The organism is Campylobacter hominis ATCC BAA-381, from assembly GCF_000017585.1.
Classification (GTDB): domain Bacteria; phylum Campylobacterota; class Campylobacteria; order Campylobacterales; family Campylobacteraceae; genus Campylobacter_B; species Campylobacter_B hominis.
Window position 1 is genome coordinate 1246338 of sequence record NC_009714.1, and the last position, 18265, is coordinate 1264602.

The following is an 18265-nucleotide window of genomic DNA, read 5'->3' on the forward strand; positions in this document are numbered from 1 at the left end:
TAAATTATACTAAATTTTTACCGAAAAGCTTAAATTTATTATTTTCCGTTCCTGCTTCATAAATTTTTTTTTCTATTGCGAATGAATTTAAATTGATATAAATTTTATCTTCAAAATTTAAAATTTCATCTTGATGATAATGCCCTTCAATGACAATATCCGCATTATATTTGTGAATTTTAGGTTTTATGTATTTTTCAAAATCTATAATTTTTTTATACAATTTTTTTTCGGATTGCTTTTTTAAAATAGCCTTTGAAATTTTAAAAAACAGCAAAAAATCAAGCAAATTCATAAAATAAAGAAAAATTTTATTTCTTAAAAAAAGCAAAAACTTTTGCGTAAGCGGCGGCAAAAAAATATCTCCGTGTGCAATTTGTACGATTTTATTATTTGGTGTTTCAAAGCCGACCGGCTGCATTTTATTGCTAAAAATTTTAACATTTGGAAAAATATTTTTCAGATTAAAATCATGATTTCCTTCAAAATAAAAAATTTCGGTTTTTTTTGAAATTTCATTTATTAAAGCGATTTCTTTTTTATAAAATTTTTGTGCAAAGCGGGTATTTGCAAGAAAATCAAACATATCGCCGAGAAAAAAAATCTGCGGCGGCAAAATTTCGCAAGAAGATAAATCTTGCAAAAAATCATAAAATTCTTGACGATTTTTATTTGCGTGAGCATCTCCTAAAAAAATCGCTCCGTTTAAAATTTTAAATCCCATAAGCTATCTTTGGAAGAGCCGAATTTTCGGGCTCATCAAGCATTAAATTTGCATTTGCCACAGCTTGCGAGCTTGCACCTTTAAGCAAATTGTCAATTGCCGAGTTTATAAAAATTTTGTTACATGCAGTGCGCACGAAAATATCACAAAAATGCGTGCCGACGACATTTTTTATTTGCACAGGTTCGTCCCTGAAACGAATAAATTCTTCATCTTTATAAAATTCTTTTAAAATTTTATCGGCGTCTATTTTCTCTTTTAAAACGGCAAACACGCTGACACTCATTCCACGCGTTATAGAAACAAGATTCGGTACAAAAATTGTATCAATTTCAGAGCCTGCCAAAATACCGATTTGCTCTTTTATTTCATCGGCATGGCGATGAGTTATAGGCGAATAAGCGTTTAAATTTTCATTTGCACTTACAAAGTGACTTGTAGTTTTAAGTCCTTTTCCGGCACCGCTTACACCGCTTTTTGCATCAATAAAAACGCCGATATTTTTATCTATAAAATTAACAAATGGCGCAATTGCTAAAATGGAGCATGTCGGATAACATCCTGGGTTTGCTACAAGGCGCGCTTTTTTTATCTTTTCGCGGTTAATTTCCACAAGTCCGTAAACTGCGTGAGATAAATTTTTTGGATCAAGATGTTTTGTATAATTTTTCTCATAAAGTTTCAAAGAAAGTCTGTAATCAGCCGATAAATCCACAACTTTTGTAGAATTAAACTCTAAAATTTCACGCGCAAATTCCATAGCTTTTTCGTGCGGCAATGCCAAAAAAACAAGATCACATCGTTTTGCGGCTTCTTTTGCATCTGCAATTTCAACTTTCATATTTAAAACTCCGGCAAGTTGTGGAAAAATTTCGCTGATTTCGCCTTCGCTCGTCGCTGCCAGATAAGAAAGTTTGAAACCGGAATGATTTAAAATTATTTTTATAAGTTCAAGCCCCGTATAACCGCTAACGCCTATGATTCCGATTTTTTTCACAAATATTCCTTTAATTAAAATTTATCGGTTTGTATTCTACCGATACGATTTCTATTTCGCTTACGCCGTTTGGCAAATTAAGAATAACGTCATCACCTTCGACTTTTCCTAAAAGTTGCCTTGCAAGCGGTGTATTTATGTTTATATAACCTTTTGAGATATCGCTTTCACTTATTCCTACAATGACATAAGTTTTTTCGAGTTCGGTTTCCACGTCCATTATTGTAACTGTAGAGCCGAATTTTACTTTATCGTGTTCATATGTTGACGGATCGATTACCTTGGCTCTGCTTACTATATCGCTGATTTCGGCGATTCTATTTTCTATAAAAGCTTGTTTTTCGCGCGCTGCGTGATATTCAGAATTTTCTTTCAAATCTCCATGGCTTCTTGCTATATCTATATCTCGCACGATATTTGGTCTTTGTACCATTTTTAAATCTTTTAATTCCGCGGTTATTTTTTCATAACCGTAAAGTGTCATAGGTTCACTTTGCAATTTATATCCTTTTGATATTATTTTGCAGCGTTTATTTAAATTTTGCAGTATAAAAATTAAAACGTTGCAATATTATTTGAAATTTGCGATTTTAACACATTTTAACTTAAAATCTTAGCTACGTTTTTTGCAGAGCCGTATTTCAAATACTCGCGCAAAATTTTTGCACCTTTTTCAAAACGACTGAAATCGGCATTTTGATATGCAAGCATAAGATTTTTTGCATTTGCATCATTTTGTAAAAGTTCCACATTTAAAGGCTCTTTTCCCATAAAATCGAACATAATGTTAGCTAATCCAGCGTGAGCGATTTTTACAAACATTTTTGCGATAAAAATATCGATTGATTTCGCCTTATAGGCAAGCACAAAAGGAGTGCCTATAAGAGCCGCTTCAAGTGTAGCCGTACCGGAACAGATAAAAGCAAAATCAGATTTAAACAAAGTTTGCGGCGTATCGTTTGAAATTTTAAAACCGCTTGTGTCGCCGTAAATTTCGGATAAATTTGACATTAAATTTTGTGGTACAACCAAAATTTTGCGCTCATTTTTAAAATTTTTGGCAAGTTCTCTGAAAACAGGCATCAAACGCAAAATTTCAGCTTTTCTGGATCCAGGTAAAAACGCCAAAATTCCATTTTTTGCATAATCTTTTTTTTGAAATTTTATTTCATCAAGCAAAGGATGACCGACATAAGCGGCACGCGAATAAAATTGTGAATCAAACGGCAAAATGGAAGCCAGATTATCGCAATACGCTTCGACTTTTGCGACGCGACCTTGCTTCCAAGCCCAAACCTGCGGCAAAATATAATATGTAATTTCCGCGTTAATCTTATTTTCTTTCAGTTTTTTTGCAAAAGGCAAATTGAAAGCAGGACTGTCAATCAGCAAAATTTTATCACAATTACGCGCTAATTTAAGCATTTCATTCATCGCTTTTTTCGCTTTAAAAATTAACGGCAAAATTTCTACAAAACCCATAGCGGAAAATTCTTTGCTGTCATAAAGCGGAGAGCCGAATTTTTTATCAAAAATTCCAACGAATTCGTAATTTTTTATTCCAAGAGAGTTATAAATTTGTTCAAAATGTAAATTCGCGGAATTTTCCAAGCACGAAACCAAAATTCTTTTCATTTAAATCCTTAAAATTTTGGTTAATTATAGCAAATAATGTTAAAATGTCTCAAAAATTTTAATAAAGGAAAATTATGAAAAAACTACTGCTTTTTACGGCTTTTAGCGCAATTTTTAGTTTATTTTTTATAGGTTGCGCACAAAATGAAATGGTGGAGGAAACTCAAATTTATGAAAGTCCTGAATTTATAAATAACTACAAAAATACAACAAAAAATATGAATGCGGAAGATATCGCAAAATACGAAGTTAGCGAATTTGCAAAGAAATTCGGCGGAATAAGAAATAGATTTAGAATAAATGATTTTATAATTTTTGAAAATGTTTTCGCGGATAAAAATTTTGCCGTCTTCGACTACTCTTTGACATCGTTTTGGGCGGCTGGAAAACCTGAAGACAGACAAAAAGCTATGGAAAATATGAAAAACAATATGATTAAACAAATTTGCGCTCAACAAACAAAACGAAGCTCGATAAAAAAAGGTTACGCGGAAATTCATAGATATTTTTATAATTATCCGACAGATGTAACATTTATCGTTGAGATAAACGAACAAATATGCGAACAAGCGGGTTTAAAATGAAAAATATACTTCTTACAAATGACGACGGATTCGAAGCGAAAGGACTTTTAGAGCTTGCCAAAAAATTAGGAAAAATCGCAAATGTCGTGATAGCCGCTCCAAGCACGGAAAAATCAGGATCATCGCAATCTTTGACTCTAACAAGACCGCTTCGCTTTATAAAAATAGATGAAAATTTTTATAAATTAGATGACGCTACTCCTGCAGATTGTGTTTATTTGGGACTTCATGCACTTTTCAAAACAAAACCTGATTTGATTGTAAGCGGAATAAACCATGGTGCCAATATAGCAGAAGACATAACTTGCTCAGGAACTTGCGGTGCAGCTATGCAAGGAGCCTTGCAAGGAATTCCTTCGCTTGCAGTAAGTCAATTTTTTACAGGTAAAAGTTTAAAAAATTCAGGTTTTGATTTGGCTTGTGATATCGCTTATAAAGTTGTTTGCAAAATTTTTGAGAACGGTTTTCCACTTTTAAATAAACAATTTTTAAATTTAAATATTCCATCTGTTTGTAAAAAAGATTTTAAAGGTCTTAAAATAGCGCCTGCGGGACGAAAATTTTATGATACAAACGCGCAAAACGGCATAAATCCGCGCGGAAAAAAGTATTATTGGCTCGGAAAAATGGACATAAAATTTGATATTTCAGAAAATCAAAATACAGATATCGGACTTTTGAGTGAAGGTTTTGCGACGCTGACGCCTATAAAACCGGATATGACGGCTTACGAACAGATAAACGGACTTGAAAAATGGCTGAAAATTTAAATAAAGACTTCATAAAAATAGACAGATTTACGCGCTCCAGAGCTCTTTTTGATGAAAAATTCGAAATTTTGCAAAATGCCAAAATTTTAGTTTGCGGATGCGGTGGCGTCGGAGGCGCAGCTATCAGTGCGCTTTATAGAAGCGGCGTTACACATCTAATCGTAATAGACAATGATAAATTTGAAATCACAAATCAGAATCGCCAAATTTTAAGCGAAAATTTAGGTGTTTATAAAACGGCGGCATTTGAGCAAAATTTCTCAGGTGTAAAAGGAATTTGCGAAAAAATTGATGAAAATTTTGCGCGAAATTTTAATTTCAACGAGTTTGATTTTGTAATTGACGCGGTTGATGATATAAAAGCAAAAATTTTACTGGCAAAAATATGCGCGCAAAATAACTTAAATTTTATAAGTTCAATGGGAGCGGCAAAAAGGCTTGATCCTTTGCAAATACGAACGTCTTCCGTCTGGAAGACCAAAAACGATCCGTTCGCAAGAAAATTTCGTGAAGAACTTAAAAAAGCTGACTTTAAGGGAGATTTTGAAGTCGTTTTCTCACTTGAATTACCTCAGAATATAAAAGCTCTCGGCAGTTTTATGGCGGTTACAGCTACATTCGGAAATATACTTGCCGCAAAAGTGATAGAAAAACTGATATTTTAGGTTTTTTAATTAAAAAACAATTTATAATGTCAAACTTATATTTTTTTAAAAGACATAGTAATGTTTAAAAATTCAGAAAATTTTAATGTGCAATCTTCTCTCTCTCGATTGTAGTTCCTTGCTACAATGAAGAACTGACATAAGGTAAATTCTATGAAACAACTAAAAAAATCATTACGAAACAGATAAAGATTTGACTTTTTATAGATGATGGCAGTGAGAATAAAACTTCTGCGATAATAAAAGAACTTAAATTTAATATTTTTATAGCAAAAGGTATCATAGCAAAAGGTATCGATGATTCGCCTGTAGTAAAAAATAGTATCAAAAATTTTCCAATCATAAATTCGCTTGTATTTCAAAGACTGCGCCCATATTGGTACCGGTCAGGCAGTGCAAATTTTCAAAATTTCAGTTTTCAAAGAAAATATATTTTAACAAAATGTTATAAAGACGAAACAAAATAATCAAAGTACTAAATACACATATACGTAAAATCACTAAATATGATAATAATTGTTTTATTGTCGAATTTAAATGATAACAGATAAAAAATTTATAAAATAGTCGGTTTTTGGAATAATTTTTTCACTTATTTTTTTAGGGTAAGCCCTGAAATTTCAAATTTGATCGGATACACTGTCGGAATAATATTTTCTTATGTTATGGATAAAATTTTTACTTTTAAAGGTAAAAAAGAGTTTATAAAATTTACTTTAGCTATGCTGACGGCTTATAATTTTAAATTTTACAACTCTTAAAAATTTGCCTAAGCTTAGGCATAAATCCCTATATATCACAAATTTTTGCTGGCGAAATTTATACTATAAGCGAATATCTTTTTAGTATAAATTTTGGTGTTTAAAAATAATTAGCATATAATATACATCATAAGGGACGATACCAAAAGCCGTTTTTACTGAAAGTATCAAAAAAGGCGAAATTTTTAATAACCTATGTAAAAAATAAAATACCGCGAATTTTCTTTTCATTTATAAAATTTCAGCTATTATAAATTTTAACCGCGAAACCGCAAAACTATAAATTTAAAAAATAATTAAAATCATATTTTAATTAAATTACACCAATTTTCATTCATTTTATATTACGAATATTCATAAATTTTAAGCAAATTGTGTTACAATACAAAAATATAATTTAAGTTTTTTTTACAGAGCAAGGAAGTCTTTTTTTGAAAAAATTAATATGTTTTACAATATTGCTTTTAGCCGATATTTTTGCAATTTTTTGTTCGCTTTTGCTGGCAGTCACTATAAAAAATACACTAAATCCGATTTTTGGAATATCGGATATCCATCAAATTTCACAATATATAAATTTTACTCATATTTATTTTATAACTCTACTTATATTTTTCTATCAAGGAATTTACACTAAACATTTTGATTTTTGGCACGAAAATTTTATAATTATTAAATCATCCTTGCTTAGTTTCATAATTATTTTTGCAATCCTGGCTTTAGCTAAAAATTTAAATTTTTCACGCATAATTTTAACACTTTCATTTATGATTTTAGTTTTTATTGCACCTGTTTTTAAACTTATAATTAAAATTTCTCTTTATAAAACGGGTTTTTGGGCAAAAAATGCAATCGCAATAAATACTGATAAAAATTTTCGTGCTGAAATTTTTAAAAATCATTATTTAGGATATAAATTTTCGCGCAAAGATTATGATACGATTTTTATAGCTGCAAACGGACTGAATTCAGATAAATTAGAAAATCTGATTCAAGAAAATATTTTAAACCATAAAGAAGTAATCTTTACACCGATAATTCGTGATTATGACATTTCAAACGCTTTTATATTTAATATTTTCAATTCTCAAACAAATCTGATAATGCTTGAAAATTCGCTTTTAAAACCGATTAATCGCTTTTTTAAAGTTGCATTTGATTATTTTTTATGCATTTTGGCTCTTCCGTTTTTATTTTTAATATTTTGTATTATTGCAATTTGTATAAAACTTGAAGAACCGCACGGAAGTATATTTTTTCGCCAAAAACGAATGGGACAAAATTATAAAGAATTTTATTGTTACAAATTTCGTTCTATGAGAGAAAACGGCGATGAAATAATGGATAAATATTTAAAAGATAATCCTCATGAAATAGAATTTTATGAAAAATATCACAAATACGAGCACGATCCCAGAATTACAAAAATCGGTAATTTTTTACGAAAGAGCTCACTTGACGAACTTCCGCAAATCATAAATGTGCTTAAAACGGATATGAGTATTGTTGGTCCGAGACCATTTATTACAGGAGAACGTGAAAAAGCAGGTATATGCAAAAACGATCTTAATATACTTCTTAGTGTTAAGCCTGGTCTTACAGGTCTTGCACAAATTTTAGGGCGCGGAAATACAGATTTTAAAATTCGCACGCAAAATGATATTTGGTATGTTAAAAATTGGACTGTTTATACAGATTTAATTATAATCTTTAAAACAATTTTAATAGTTCTAAAACGCGAAGGCGCAAGTTAAATTTATGTTTAAAAAATAATTCATTTTACTTTATACTCATCAAAATTCCAAAAAATTATTTTCTTATTTGCCCATTTCCGCGCACTATATATTTATAAGTCGTAAGTTCATTCAGTCCGACCGGTCCTCTTGCATGCAGTTTATTTGTGCTTATACCAATTTCAGCGCCGAAACCGAACTGAAATCCGTCACTGAAACGCGTCGAAGCATTGACATAAAGGCAAGCGCTATCAAGGCTATTTAAAAATTTTTCTATATTTCTCTCATTTTGACTAAGTATCGCTTCACTATGATGAGAACTGAATTTCAAAATATGAGAAATCGCTTCATCTACGCCACTTACAACATCAATGTTTAAAGCGAAATCCAAATATTCACGCTCAAAATCAGCTTCTCCGTCAAGTTTTATAAAATCCTGCGCCTTTTTGGAGCCGTAAATTTTCACACTTTGTAAATTTTTGCGTAAAGCAGGCAAAAATTTTGCCGCTGTATTTTTATGCACTAAAACTGTCTCGACCGCATTGCAAGCGCTCGGATTTTGTGTTTTTGCATTTTTGCAAATTGCTAAAGCTTCATCAAAATCGGCACTTTCATCTACAAAAATATGACAAAGTCCTTTATCGTGCTTTATAACAGGAATTCGCGAATTCTCACTTACAAAGCGCACCAAAGATTCGCCGCCGCGTGGAATTATAACATCTATAAAATTATCGTATTTTATCAGTTCTTCGGTTACAGAGCGCTCCGTGCTTTCTATGAAAGTAACTGCATTTTCATCGACACCGTTATTTTTAAGCGCGGTTTTTATAACTTTTACAATGGCTTTGTTTGAGTTAAAAGCCTCTTTTCCGCCTTTTAAAATCACAGCGTTTCCGCTTTTAAAACAAAGCGAAGCCACTTCTGTTGTAACATTCGGACGGGATTCGTAAATTACACAAATTACACCTATCGGAATGGCTATTTTTTCTATCTTTAAACCGTCAGCATTTATCCAGCCATCGATTACGCGCCCGACGGGATCTTTAAGAGCGGCTGTCATTTCAAGTGAACTTATCATAGCATCAATTTTTTTATTATCCAGTTTGAGTCTTTCAATCATCGCAAAAGGTAAATTTGCAAGTTTTGCCGCCTTTATATCGTTATCGTTTGCAAGCAGAATTTCAGCTCTGAAACTATCCAAAAATTTTGCCATATCCAAAATAACTTTTTCTTTTACAACCGGAGTTAAACTTGACAAAATATTCACGGAATTTCGCACTTTTTTTAATAATTCAACCATATTTTCCACCTTGTTTAAAATTTTTATTTGCCAAATAATGTTATTATAATAAAAATTTCTTAAAAGGTAGAAAAATGATAAATGTCTACGACCTGGCTGTCGTCGGCGGCGGGCCTTGCGGTATCGCATCCGTAGTGGAAGCGAAAAAACAAGGCATCAAAACAGTGCTGCTTTTAGAAAAAGGTGATAACCATTCGCAAACTATCCGTCAATTTTACAAAGATAAAAAACGCGTTGATAAAGAATATAAAGGTTTAAACAGCCACACTATAGGCAATGTAGGATTTGAAACCGGCACGAAAGAAAGTGTGCTGAACTATTTTGACGAACTTTTAGATTCGGAAGAATTTGACAGTTTTTTTAAAATGGAGGTCGAAAAAGTTGAAAAACTGAATGACGGTCCGTTTTGCATTACTACTGTAAATTCAGGTTTTAGGGCCAACAATGTAATAATTGCCATCGGTAGAATGAATAAACCGAATAAACCTGATTACAAAATTCCGCCATCTATCGTTCAAAGAGTAAATTTTAATCTTGATAAATGCGGAATAAACGAAAAAGTTCTAATTGTAGGCGGTGGAAATGCCGCTGCAGAATATGCGCTATCACTTTGCAAAACGAACATAGTTACGCTTTGTTATAGAAAGCCGAAATTTACCCGTTTAAATGAAATAAATGAAAAAGCCATAATGCACGAAACTCGTTACGGAAATATTATTTTACGCCTTGATACGGATATAAAAGAGCTTGAAAATGAAAACGGCAAAGTTCTTGTTAAATTTAAATGCGGAATGGAGCTCGTTTATGACCGCGTAATTTACGCAATCGGCGGCACAAGTCCGATTAATTTTCTTAAAACATGCAATATAAAATTGGACGAAAAAGGCATTCCGATTGTAAATGAAAACTGCGCCACAAATATAAATGGACTTTACGTAGGTGGAGATCTCATCACGCGAAACGGTGGATCAATTGTAGTTGCCATAAATCATGCGCATATGATTATAAAAGATATTTTGAAAAAATGAGAATTTTTCAATTCAAATCTGGGTATCGTTATACAAGCGATACCCTTTTTTTATGGGATTTTGCAGCTGAAATTTTAGCTAAAAGATATAAAGGCGGCAAAATTTTGGATGTAGGTGCAGGATGTGGAATTTTGGGACTTTTACTTGCTAGAGATTTTAAAAATTTTAAAATCAGTCTGCTTGAAATTCAAAGTGAAAATTTTCAAATTTTAAGAAAAAATGTAACTGAAAACGAACTTGATTGCGAAATTTTAATAAATGATTTCAACGAATTTCTTACAAGCCAAAAATTCGATTTCATCGTCTCAAATCCACCATTTTACAACGCTAAAAATACAAAAACAACAAATGAGCATAAATTGATAAGTAAATTTGATTTAAATTTAAGCTTAAAAGATTTTATAAAAAGCTCAAGCTTAAATTTAAAGCAAAACGGCGAGCTTATTTTTTGCTATGAAGCCAAAGTTTTAAGTGAAATTTTTGAAACTTTAAAAGCAAGCAAATTCAGCGTTCTGAGTTTGAAATTCATACATTCAAAAGTAGGAAAAGAATCAGCTCTTGCACTGATTCATGCGAAAAAAAACTCAAAATCAGGACTTAAAATTTTAAGCCCTGATTTTATGTATGACGGCGAAAATTACAGCAAAAACACAAGCGCTATTTTTAAAAAAGCAAATTTAGAAAGTGTAGATTACGAATTATGAAAAAAATTTTGGCATGTTTTTTATTTTTAAATATTACAATTTTCGGAGCCGATATAAACGATGAAGATATAAATTTTAATGTGCTTAAAGCACTTAATTTATCAAACTCAAAACCTGATGAAGCAATTAAAATTTATAAAAATCTTTATGACAGAACAGGCGCCGGAATTTACCTGAAAGAGGCGATAAAGCTTGCCACAATATCAAAAAATTCAAGTTTAAACGAACTTCTTAAATTAGGTGATGAGGTTTTAAACGGCGACAGTGAATTTTTAAAGTTAAAAATTATGAATTATATAAGAGTCCAAAACTTCAATGCGGCTTCAGTTCTAGCTAAAGAACTTATAGATATAGAAAAAAATGCGAAAAATTACTCGCTTTTAGGCGATACATATTATTTTTCAAACGAATATGATAAGGCTTTGGATAGCTACGAACGCTCTTACGAGCTAAACCAAAGCGAAGAAAACGTTTTAAAAATTTCGCAGGTTCTGCTGCTCAAAAAGAAAGATGCCGAAAAAGCGATCAGATATTTGCAAACACACAGAAAACTTATAGGATGCGGCAAAAAAGTTTGTGATATTTTGGCTGAAATTTATAAAATGAGGCGCGATTTTCAAAATTTTGCAGAAATTTCGGAAGCAGCTTACGTACAAAAAAAAGAAAATTATTATCTCGACAACGCAATTTCAGCATATTTGTATATCAAAAATAATGATAAAGCAATTGAACTTTTAAAAAAATATGATTACGACGCAAAACTTTTGATTCAAATTTATGCCGGAATGAATAAATTTGACGAGGCGCAAAGATTAGCTGTTAAAGAGTTTGAAAAAAGCGGCGATAACGAATTTTTAGGCATGGATGCGATTTATGAATATGAAAAAAATCGCGGAAAAATCACAACTGAAATTTTAAAAAATGTAATGGCTAAATTTGATCCGATAATAGAAAAACTTAATATGCCAATCTATCAAAATTACTACGGATATGTCTTAATAGACCACGATATAGACATAAAACGCGGAATAAAACTTGTAAAAAAAGCTTTGGAAAATGAGCCAGATTCCGTTTATTTTTTGGATTCTCTTGCGTGGGGCGAATATAAACTCGGCAAATGCAATAAAGCCGCAAAAATTATGAAAAAAATATCAGACAATGAAGAATTCATGAAAAGCGATGAAGCAAAAGAACATCTAAAAGCAATAAGCGAATGTATAAAAAAGGCGAAAAAGTGATTTTAGATGAAATTTTAAAAAAAACGCGTGAAGATTTAAAAAGGCGCAAAAAAATGCTTTCTTTTGAACTTTTAGGAAGAAGCCTATCGGCAAATCCATATATGCCAAGAGATGTTATAAAAGCACTAAAAAGCACACCGAATGAACCTTTTAAGCTAATTTGCGAAATCAAAAAAGCAAGTCCGAGCAAAGGTGTCATAAGAGAATATTTTAAACCTGTTGAAATTGCAAGAGAGTATGAAAAAGCCGGAGCTGACGCATTTTCAGTGCTTACAGAGCCTCATTTTTTTAAAGGCGATTTGGAGTTTATATCACAAATTCGCCGTTACACAAAAATGCCTATTCTAAGAAAAGATTTTATTATTGATGAATATCAAATTTTAGAGGCATTGGTTTACGGCGCCGATTTTGTGCTGCTTATCGCAAAAGCTTTAAGTCTGAAAGAGCTGAAAAAACTGCTTGAATTTACTCATCATATCGGGCTTGAAGCACTTGTTGAAGTACATGACAAAAAAGATCTGCTTAATGCTACTTTATCCGGGGCAAATATAATCGGCATAAATCACCGTGATTTAAACGATTTCAGTTTGCATATGAATTTGGCGGAAGAACTGGTGCCACTTATTCCAAACGGCAAAATAATAGTAGCTGAAAGCGGACTGAACTCGCGCGAACAACTGGTAAACTTGAATAAAGTCGGCGTTGATGCGTTTTTGATAGGAGAACACTTTATGCGTCAAAACGATATCTGTGCTGCCGTACGCGAAATGAAAGGAGTTTGAGATGGATTATATTTGTGCGCCATGGAGAAGCGATTATTTTACTGAAAAACCGAAAGATTGCCCTTTTTGCAGTATCGTAGCACATCCCAAAATGGATGAAAAACAAGGCGTATTATTTAGAGCCGATTTCTGTTTTGGAATTATGAATCTTTATCCTTACAGTCCTGGCGCTTTTATGGTTATACCTTATGAGCATACCGATAAAATCGAACTTCTAAGTGAAGAAGCATGGCAGGAAATAAGCTTTTTCGTTAGAAAAGGCGTTGAAATTTTAAAAACTAAGGCAGGCGCAAAAGGCGTTAATATCGGTATGAATCTTGGAAAGGCGGCAGGAGCCGGAATTGCAGAACATGTACATTATCATTTGGTTCCGCGATGGGAAGGTGATACAAATTTTATCACAACAATAGCAAATGTAAGAGTTAACGGCGTTTCGTTCTATCCGCTCTATGAGAAAATCAAAGCCGGATTTGATGAAATTTCAAGTTTAAAAAAATAAAATAAAGGAAAAAAAATGGTAAGTGTAGAACAAGCACTGGAAGATATAAAAAACGGAAAAATGATTGTAATGGTCGATGATGTGGATAGAGAAAATGAAGGGGATTTAGTGTTTGCGGCAAATTTTACAAACCTACAAAAGGTAAATTTTGCTATCACACACGCAAAAGGCGTGCTTTGCGTGGCGCTTGACGAAGCAAATGCCAAAAGACTCGGACTTGAGTTAATGGTGGATAAAAACACATCTAACCATGAAACAGCTTTTACGGTAACAATCGACGCAAAAGAAGCAATTACAGGTGTCAGCGCATTCGAGCGAAATATGACAATAGAATTGATGGCGAAACAAACTTCAAAACCCGCCGATTTCGTGCGTCCGGGACACATTTTTCCGCTTATTGCAAAAAAAGGCGGTGTGCTCAGTAGAACCGGCCACACTGAAGGCTCAACCGATTTGTGCCGTTTAGCAGGAATTTTACCGATGGCGGCAATTTGCGAAATTGTAAAAAGCGATGGAAATATGGCAAGAAGAGATGATTTGGAAAAATTTTGCAAAGTACATAGTATAAATATGATATCAGTCGCTCAAATCGTAGAATACCGCTTAAAAAAAGAAACTTTGATAAAATTCGGCGAAAAACAAATTGGTGAAATTTGCGGTTTTAAGGCGGAGTTTTTTGATATAAAAGACCACGAAGCGAATATCCACAGAGCTTATATTTTCGGCAAAATTTCAAATATAACAAATGTTAAATTTCACAAAATTTCAACGGATTTAAATTTTTTAAGCTCACCGAATTTCACAAATTTCATGGAAGATATAAAATTCCTTGATAAAAACGGCGGAATTTTGCTGATGTTAAACTCAAAAACAAAAGATAGTGAAAATTTCAAAGATTACGGCATAGGCGCGCAAATTTTAGCAGCTTTGAACGCTAAAAAAATAAAAATTCTAAGCGCGAGTGCACCGAAAGAATACGCAGGAATCAGCGGTTTTGACATAGATATAATCTAATAGGCATTTTTATTTTTGAAATTTATATTTTTTTGGCGCCAAAAATTTAATGAAAATAACGCGAAATTTCTGTTTTACTTTATAAAATATTTTGTTTAACATAAATTTTGCACTAAACAATGCCAAACTTAAAATCCGAATAATCAATATAAAATTTTATATTTTTTGTAAAAAGCGATTTTATTGCCAAATATAAAATTTAAATTTATTTGATTTTGTAAAATTGCCGCGTTGCAAAATATTTTTACTCGTAAATTCCATCCACCAAAGTTTCTACAAAATTTTGTGCATTAAATTCTATAAGATCTTCCATTTTTTCGCCGACACCAATATAAAGTATCGGAATCTCAAGTTCGCGTGCAATTCCAAAAAGCGCTCCGCCTTTTGGCGTTCCGTCAAGTTTTGTAATTATTATTCCGTCTATTTTGGCAATTTCATTAAAAGCTTTTGCTTGAATTACACTATTGTTTCCTTGCGTTGCATCAAGTATGATTATCTTACGATGCGGCGCACTTGATAAAGCTTTTGCGCTTATTCGCACGATTTTCTCAAGCTCTTTTGCAAGATTTTTTTGATTTTGAAGACGACCCGCTGTATCAATTAAAACATTATCTATTTTTTTTGCTACGGCAGAACTTATAGTATCGAAAGCAACTGCTGCAGGATCGTGTCCTTGTGCAGTGGCTACTATCGGAACTTCAATTTTTTCAGCCCAAAGCTTCAACTGTTCAATCGCTCCTGCTCTGAAAGTATCGCAAGCGCCTAAAATTACGCTTTTTCCGGATTTTTTATAAAGATTTGCAAGTTTTGCTATGGAAGTTGTTTTTCCGGCACCGTTTACTCCCAAAATAAGCTCTACAAAAGGTTTGCTTTGCGGAATTTCTGGACTTTCATATTTAAAATAAGTATTCATAACCCGCTTTAAATCATCTTTTTTTACATCATCTTGCGGTGGCAAATAATAAAGTATCTCTTCTACGATATCATAATCGACATCGGCTTCAAGCAGCATATCTTCCAAAATTTCTTTTGAAATTTTATTTTTACCTGCGTTTGCGAATTTCATAGAGTTTATGGTTTTTTCCAACCCTTTTTTAAAAAAATTAAACATTAAAAATTCCTTTCAATTTCAGTAGAAAGAATTTCTTCCGGAACCAGTCCGCTAAAATTTTCTATTATTTTACCTTTATTATCGAACATAACCATAAAAGGAATTCCTGCAACGCCGCCAAGCGCACCTGCAAAATAGTCATTGCTCTCGCCGAAAGCCACAGGAAATTTTAAATTATCGGCAAATGCGTAAGTAGCATTTTTATCTATATCATCATTTATTAAAACACCGATTACTTGCACATTTGAAGTATATTTTGCAGCTATTGAGTTTAAAATTTCATTTTGGACTCTGCACGCTTCGCACCAACTTGCAAAGAATGCAAAAATAGTCATTGTAGCATTATTTTCTATACTGAAACCGCTTTTTGTTTTTTGCATTTTTATAAAATTTTTATCCGTTAAATTTAATCTGAAAGGTTTGGTATAATCCGTACTCAATGTTGCATTTTGCTCTATTAAAGGCGTTTTTGAAGCGGTTTTCGGTTCGCTTTTAAAAAAATAAAAAATACCGAAAGTAAATAATAAAAATGTTATAATCCAAACTGATTTTTTCATAAAATTCCTTAAAATTTTTTGGAATTATACAAAAAAAGTAGTTAAAAATGGATAAAAAAGATTTCAGAATTACAGCAAAAAACAGACTTAAAACAGGTGCAAAAATACACGCAAAATGCGCTCATTATAAAATTTTAAAAATTGTTTCAAATTTAATTGAAATTTTTAAAGCAAAAAAAATTTTAATTTTTATGCCGCTATTTTATGAACCTAATTTATATCTTTTAGCAAAAAATTTTTCAAAAAACAGAATCAAAAGAGAGTTTTTAGTGCCTTTTATGTTAGATGTTAGCTTTAAAATGGTAAAATTAAGACGCCCTTTTGAAATTGCACGTTTTGGCGTGAAACAACCGCCAAATCAAAATACACAAAACGGGCTTGATATGGCGATAATTCCTTGTATTGGAGTTGATGGGAATTTCGCAAGAATCGGTCATGGAAAAGGATACTACGATATATTTTTTTCACATTTAAAAACGAAACCGATTGTAGTTTTTGTAAGTTTGAGTGATAATTTTACAAAAGCTGAAATTTCTCAAAAACACGATTTAGTGGGAGATTTTTATATAACTCCAAAAAAAATTTATTTAAAAAAGGGAAAATATGATAGAGTTCTTAATCGGCTTAATAGCCGCTGTGGTAGGCATTTTAGTAGGATATTTAATAGCTAGAAAAATAAACAACGCAAATTATGAAATTTTTTTGGAACAAGCAAAAGCAAAAGCAAAAGCGATAGAATTTGAAGCAGAGGGAATTTTAAGAAATTCGAAAATTTCAGTGCAAGAAGCTGAGTTTGAAGCTAAAAAAGCTTATGAAGATAAAGCTCTTAAACTTCAAAAAGATTACAACGCAAAATTTGATGAAATAAGCAAAAAAGAACAAACCGTTTTAACCGAGCAGGAAATTTTAAAAGACAGCCGTGAAGAGCTTGAAAAAGAAAAAAAATCCGCTCAAACAATTTACGATGAAGGAACATCACTTAAAAAAACTTATGAAACGAAAGTGGAAGAAAGCCTAAAGCTTTTGGAACGTGTAGCCGGTTTAACAGAAGATGAAGCGAAAAGTGAAATTTTACAAAAAGTAGAAGAAAAATCGCGCGCCGAAATCGCTCATATAGTAAGGAAATATGAAGAAGAGGCGAAAAAAGAAGCAAAAAGAAATGCTAATTATATTTTAGCGCAAGCAACAACAAGATATGCGGGTGAATATGCAGCAGAACGGCTTATCAATGTAGTAAACATAAAAAATGACGATTTGAAAGGTAGAATTATAGGCAAAGACGGAAGAAACATAAAAACTCTTGAAATGATTTCAGGCGTTGATGTTATCATAGATGATACGCCAAATGCGATTATTTTAAGCTCGCATAATCTTTATAGAAGAGCGATTGCTGTAAGAACCGTCGAGCTTTTGGTGGAAGACGGAAGAATTCAACCCGCAAGAATCGAAGATGTCTATAAAAAAGTAAGTGAAGAATTTGAAGCAGGTATACAGGAAGAAGGCGAAAATATCGTCATGGATTTGGGACTTACAAAAATTCATCCTGAAATTGTAAAACTTATAGGAAAACTGAAATTTAGAGCAAGCTACGGGCAAAATGCTTTAATTCACAGTCTTGAAGTAGCGCATCTTGCAGGAATAATTGCAGCCGAAACGGGCGGAGATGAAAATTTGGCAAGAAGAGCAGGAATTCTTCACGATATAGGAAAAGCTTTGACGCACGAATTTGAAGGAAGTCACGTGGATCTTGGAGCTGAAATTTGCAAAAGATATAAAGAAAATCCTGTAGTGATAAATGCAATTTACGCTCATCACGGACACGAAGAGCCTACAAGTGTGGAAAGTGCGGCAGTCTGCACCGCAGATGTGTTAAGTGCTGCAAGACCCGGGGCAAGACGCGAAGTTTTGGAAGCATTTTTGAAAAGAGTCAGCGAAATAGAAAATATAGCCACAAGCAAAGAAGGTGTAAAACAAGCTTATGCGATAAACGCGGGACGCGAAATAAGAGTAATAGCAAATGCAAAGCTTGTAAATGACGATGAAGCCGTTTTGTTAGCAAAAGAGATAGCGGAAGAAATTCAGGCTAAAGTGCAATATCCAGGCGAAATAAAAGTAAATATTATTCGAGAAACACGCGCTGTAGATTATGCAAAATAAGGATTA

General features: G+C 32.5%; 20 protein-coding genes. 13 read left to right on the forward strand and 7 right to left on the reverse strand.

Features of this window, described 5'->3' with window-relative positions:
- Positions 1-4: 4 nt before the first annotated feature.
- From CHAB381_RS06125 to lpxB, 4 genes are all read right to left on the reverse strand, one after another.
- The gene (locus CHAB381_RS06125; RefSeq protein ID WP_012109160.1) at positions 5-724 is read right to left on the reverse strand and encodes a UDP-2,3-diacylglucosamine diphosphatase; all 720 of its coding nucleotides are present in this window, start codon (positions 722-724) and stop codon (positions 5-7) included.
- Positions 714-1721, reverse strand: coding sequence for an N-acetyl-gamma-glutamyl-phosphate reductase (gene argC / locus CHAB381_RS06130; RefSeq protein WP_012109161.1), 1008 nt, complete (start codon positions 1719-1721; stop codon positions 714-716). The genes CHAB381_RS06125 and argC overlap by 11 nt, the downstream gene beginning before the upstream one ends.
- Positions 1722-1731: 10 nt before the next feature.
- Positions 1732-2205 carry a transcription elongation factor GreA gene (gene greA, locus CHAB381_RS06135; protein ID WP_041570656.1) on the reverse strand — a complete coding sequence of 158 codons (474 nt, stop codon included), beginning with the start codon at positions 2203-2205 and terminating at the stop codon, positions 1732-1734.
- 116 nt (positions 2206-2321) lie between these two features.
- Positions 2322-3356: a lipid-A-disaccharide synthase gene (gene lpxB / locus CHAB381_RS06140; protein ID WP_012109163.1), complete on the reverse strand. Its 1035-nt coding sequence runs from the start codon at positions 3354-3356 to the stop codon at positions 2322-2324.
- 74 nt (positions 3357-3430) lie between these two features.
- On the opposite strand from lpxB, the gene CHAB381_RS06145 reads away from it, so the two are divergent.
- From CHAB381_RS06145 to CHAB381_RS06170, 5 genes are all read left to right on the forward strand, one after another.
- Entirely contained in the window at positions 3431-3940 is a 510-nt protein-coding gene (locus CHAB381_RS06145; protein WP_012109164.1) for a hypothetical protein, read from the forward strand.
- The gene (gene surE, locus CHAB381_RS06150) at positions 3937-4710 is read left to right on the forward strand and encodes a 5'/3'-nucleotidase SurE (RefSeq protein WP_012109165.1); all 774 of its coding nucleotides are present in this window, start codon (positions 3937-3939) and stop codon (positions 4708-4710) included. The genes CHAB381_RS06145 and surE overlap by 4 nt, the downstream gene beginning before the upstream one ends.
- Positions 4695-5375: a tRNA threonylcarbamoyladenosine dehydratase gene (locus tag CHAB381_RS06155; RefSeq protein ID WP_012109166.1), complete on the forward strand. Its 681-nt coding sequence runs from the start codon at positions 4695-4697 to the stop codon at positions 5373-5375. Before surE ends, CHAB381_RS06155 begins: the two co-directional genes overlap by 16 nt.
- A gap of 626 nt (positions 5376-6001) precedes the next feature.
- Positions 6002-6136: a GtrA domain-containing protein gene (locus CHAB381_RS09245; protein WP_370445524.1), complete on the forward strand. Its 135-nt coding sequence runs from the start codon at positions 6002-6004 to the stop codon at positions 6134-6136.
- Between the two features lie 431 nt (positions 6137-6567).
- Entirely contained in the window at positions 6568-7890 is a 1323-nt protein-coding gene (locus tag CHAB381_RS06170; protein WP_012109169.1) for a sugar transferase, read from the forward strand.
- Between the two features lie 55 nt (positions 7891-7945).
- Here CHAB381_RS06170 and CHAB381_RS06175 read toward each other — a convergent pair whose 3' ends face one another.
- The gene (locus CHAB381_RS06175) at positions 7946-9169 is read right to left on the reverse strand and encodes a glutamate-5-semialdehyde dehydrogenase (RefSeq protein ID WP_012109170.1); all 1224 of its coding nucleotides are present in this window, start codon (positions 9167-9169) and stop codon (positions 7946-7948) included.
- A gap of 74 nt (positions 9170-9243) precedes the next feature.
- On the opposite strand from CHAB381_RS06175, the gene CHAB381_RS06180 reads away from it, so the two are divergent.
- From CHAB381_RS06180 to CHAB381_RS06205, 6 genes are read left to right on the forward strand one after another with little or no spacing between them, the layout of a single operon-like run.
- Entirely contained in the window at positions 9244-10197 is a 954-nt protein-coding gene (locus CHAB381_RS06180; protein ID WP_012109171.1) for an NAD(P)-binding domain-containing protein, read from the forward strand.
- The gene (locus CHAB381_RS06185; protein ID WP_012109172.1) at positions 10194-10901 is read left to right on the forward strand and encodes a tRNA1(Val) (adenine(37)-N6)-methyltransferase; all 708 of its coding nucleotides are present in this window, start codon (positions 10194-10196) and stop codon (positions 10899-10901) included. Before CHAB381_RS06180 ends, CHAB381_RS06185 begins: the two co-directional genes overlap by 4 nt.
- On the forward strand, positions 10898-12139 hold the full coding sequence (locus CHAB381_RS06190; protein ID WP_012109173.1) for a tetratricopeptide repeat protein: 1242 nt from the start codon (positions 10898-10900) through the stop codon (positions 12137-12139). Before CHAB381_RS06185 ends, CHAB381_RS06190 begins: the two co-directional genes overlap by 4 nt.
- Positions 12136-12921: an indole-3-glycerol phosphate synthase TrpC gene (trpC, locus tag CHAB381_RS06195; RefSeq protein WP_012109174.1), complete on the forward strand. Its 786-nt coding sequence runs from the start codon at positions 12136-12138 to the stop codon at positions 12919-12921. Before CHAB381_RS06190 ends, trpC begins: the two co-directional genes overlap by 4 nt.
- A gap of 1 nt (position 12922) precedes the next feature.
- The gene (locus CHAB381_RS06200) at positions 12923-13420 is read left to right on the forward strand and encodes an HIT family protein (protein ID WP_012109175.1); all 498 of its coding nucleotides are present in this window, start codon (positions 12923-12925) and stop codon (positions 13418-13420) included.
- Positions 13421-13435: 15 nt separating this feature from the next.
- Positions 13436-14434, forward strand: a complete 999-nt coding sequence (locus tag CHAB381_RS06205) for a bifunctional 3,4-dihydroxy-2-butanone 4-phosphate synthase/GTP cyclohydrolase II (protein WP_012109176.1) — start codon at positions 13436-13438, stop codon at positions 14432-14434.
- Positions 14435-14678: 244 nt separating this feature from the next.
- Here the strand turns inward: CHAB381_RS06205 and ftsY are convergent, their stop codons facing one another.
- Both ftsY and CHAB381_RS06215 read right to left on the reverse strand, forming a co-directional pair.
- Positions 14679-15545, reverse strand: a complete 867-nt coding sequence (gene ftsY / locus CHAB381_RS06210) for a signal recognition particle-docking protein FtsY (protein WP_012109178.1) — start codon at positions 15543-15545, stop codon at positions 14679-14681.
- Positions 15545-16102, reverse strand: coding sequence for a TlpA family protein disulfide reductase (locus CHAB381_RS06215; protein ID WP_012109179.1), 558 nt, complete (start codon positions 16100-16102; stop codon positions 15545-15547). The genes ftsY and CHAB381_RS06215 overlap by 1 nt, the downstream gene beginning before the upstream one ends.
- A 47-nt stretch (positions 16103-16149) precedes the next feature.
- Between CHAB381_RS06215 and CHAB381_RS06220 the strand changes: the two genes are divergently transcribed.
- Both CHAB381_RS06220 and rny read left to right on the forward strand, forming a co-directional pair.
- Entirely contained in the window at positions 16150-16773 is a 624-nt protein-coding gene (locus tag CHAB381_RS06220) for a 5-formyltetrahydrofolate cyclo-ligase (protein ID WP_012109180.1), read from the forward strand.
- Entirely contained in the window at positions 16706-18259 is a 1554-nt protein-coding gene (gene rny / locus CHAB381_RS06225; protein ID WP_041570508.1) for a ribonuclease Y, read from the forward strand. Before CHAB381_RS06220 ends, rny begins: the two co-directional genes overlap by 68 nt.
- Positions 18260-18265: the final 6 nt, after the last annotated feature.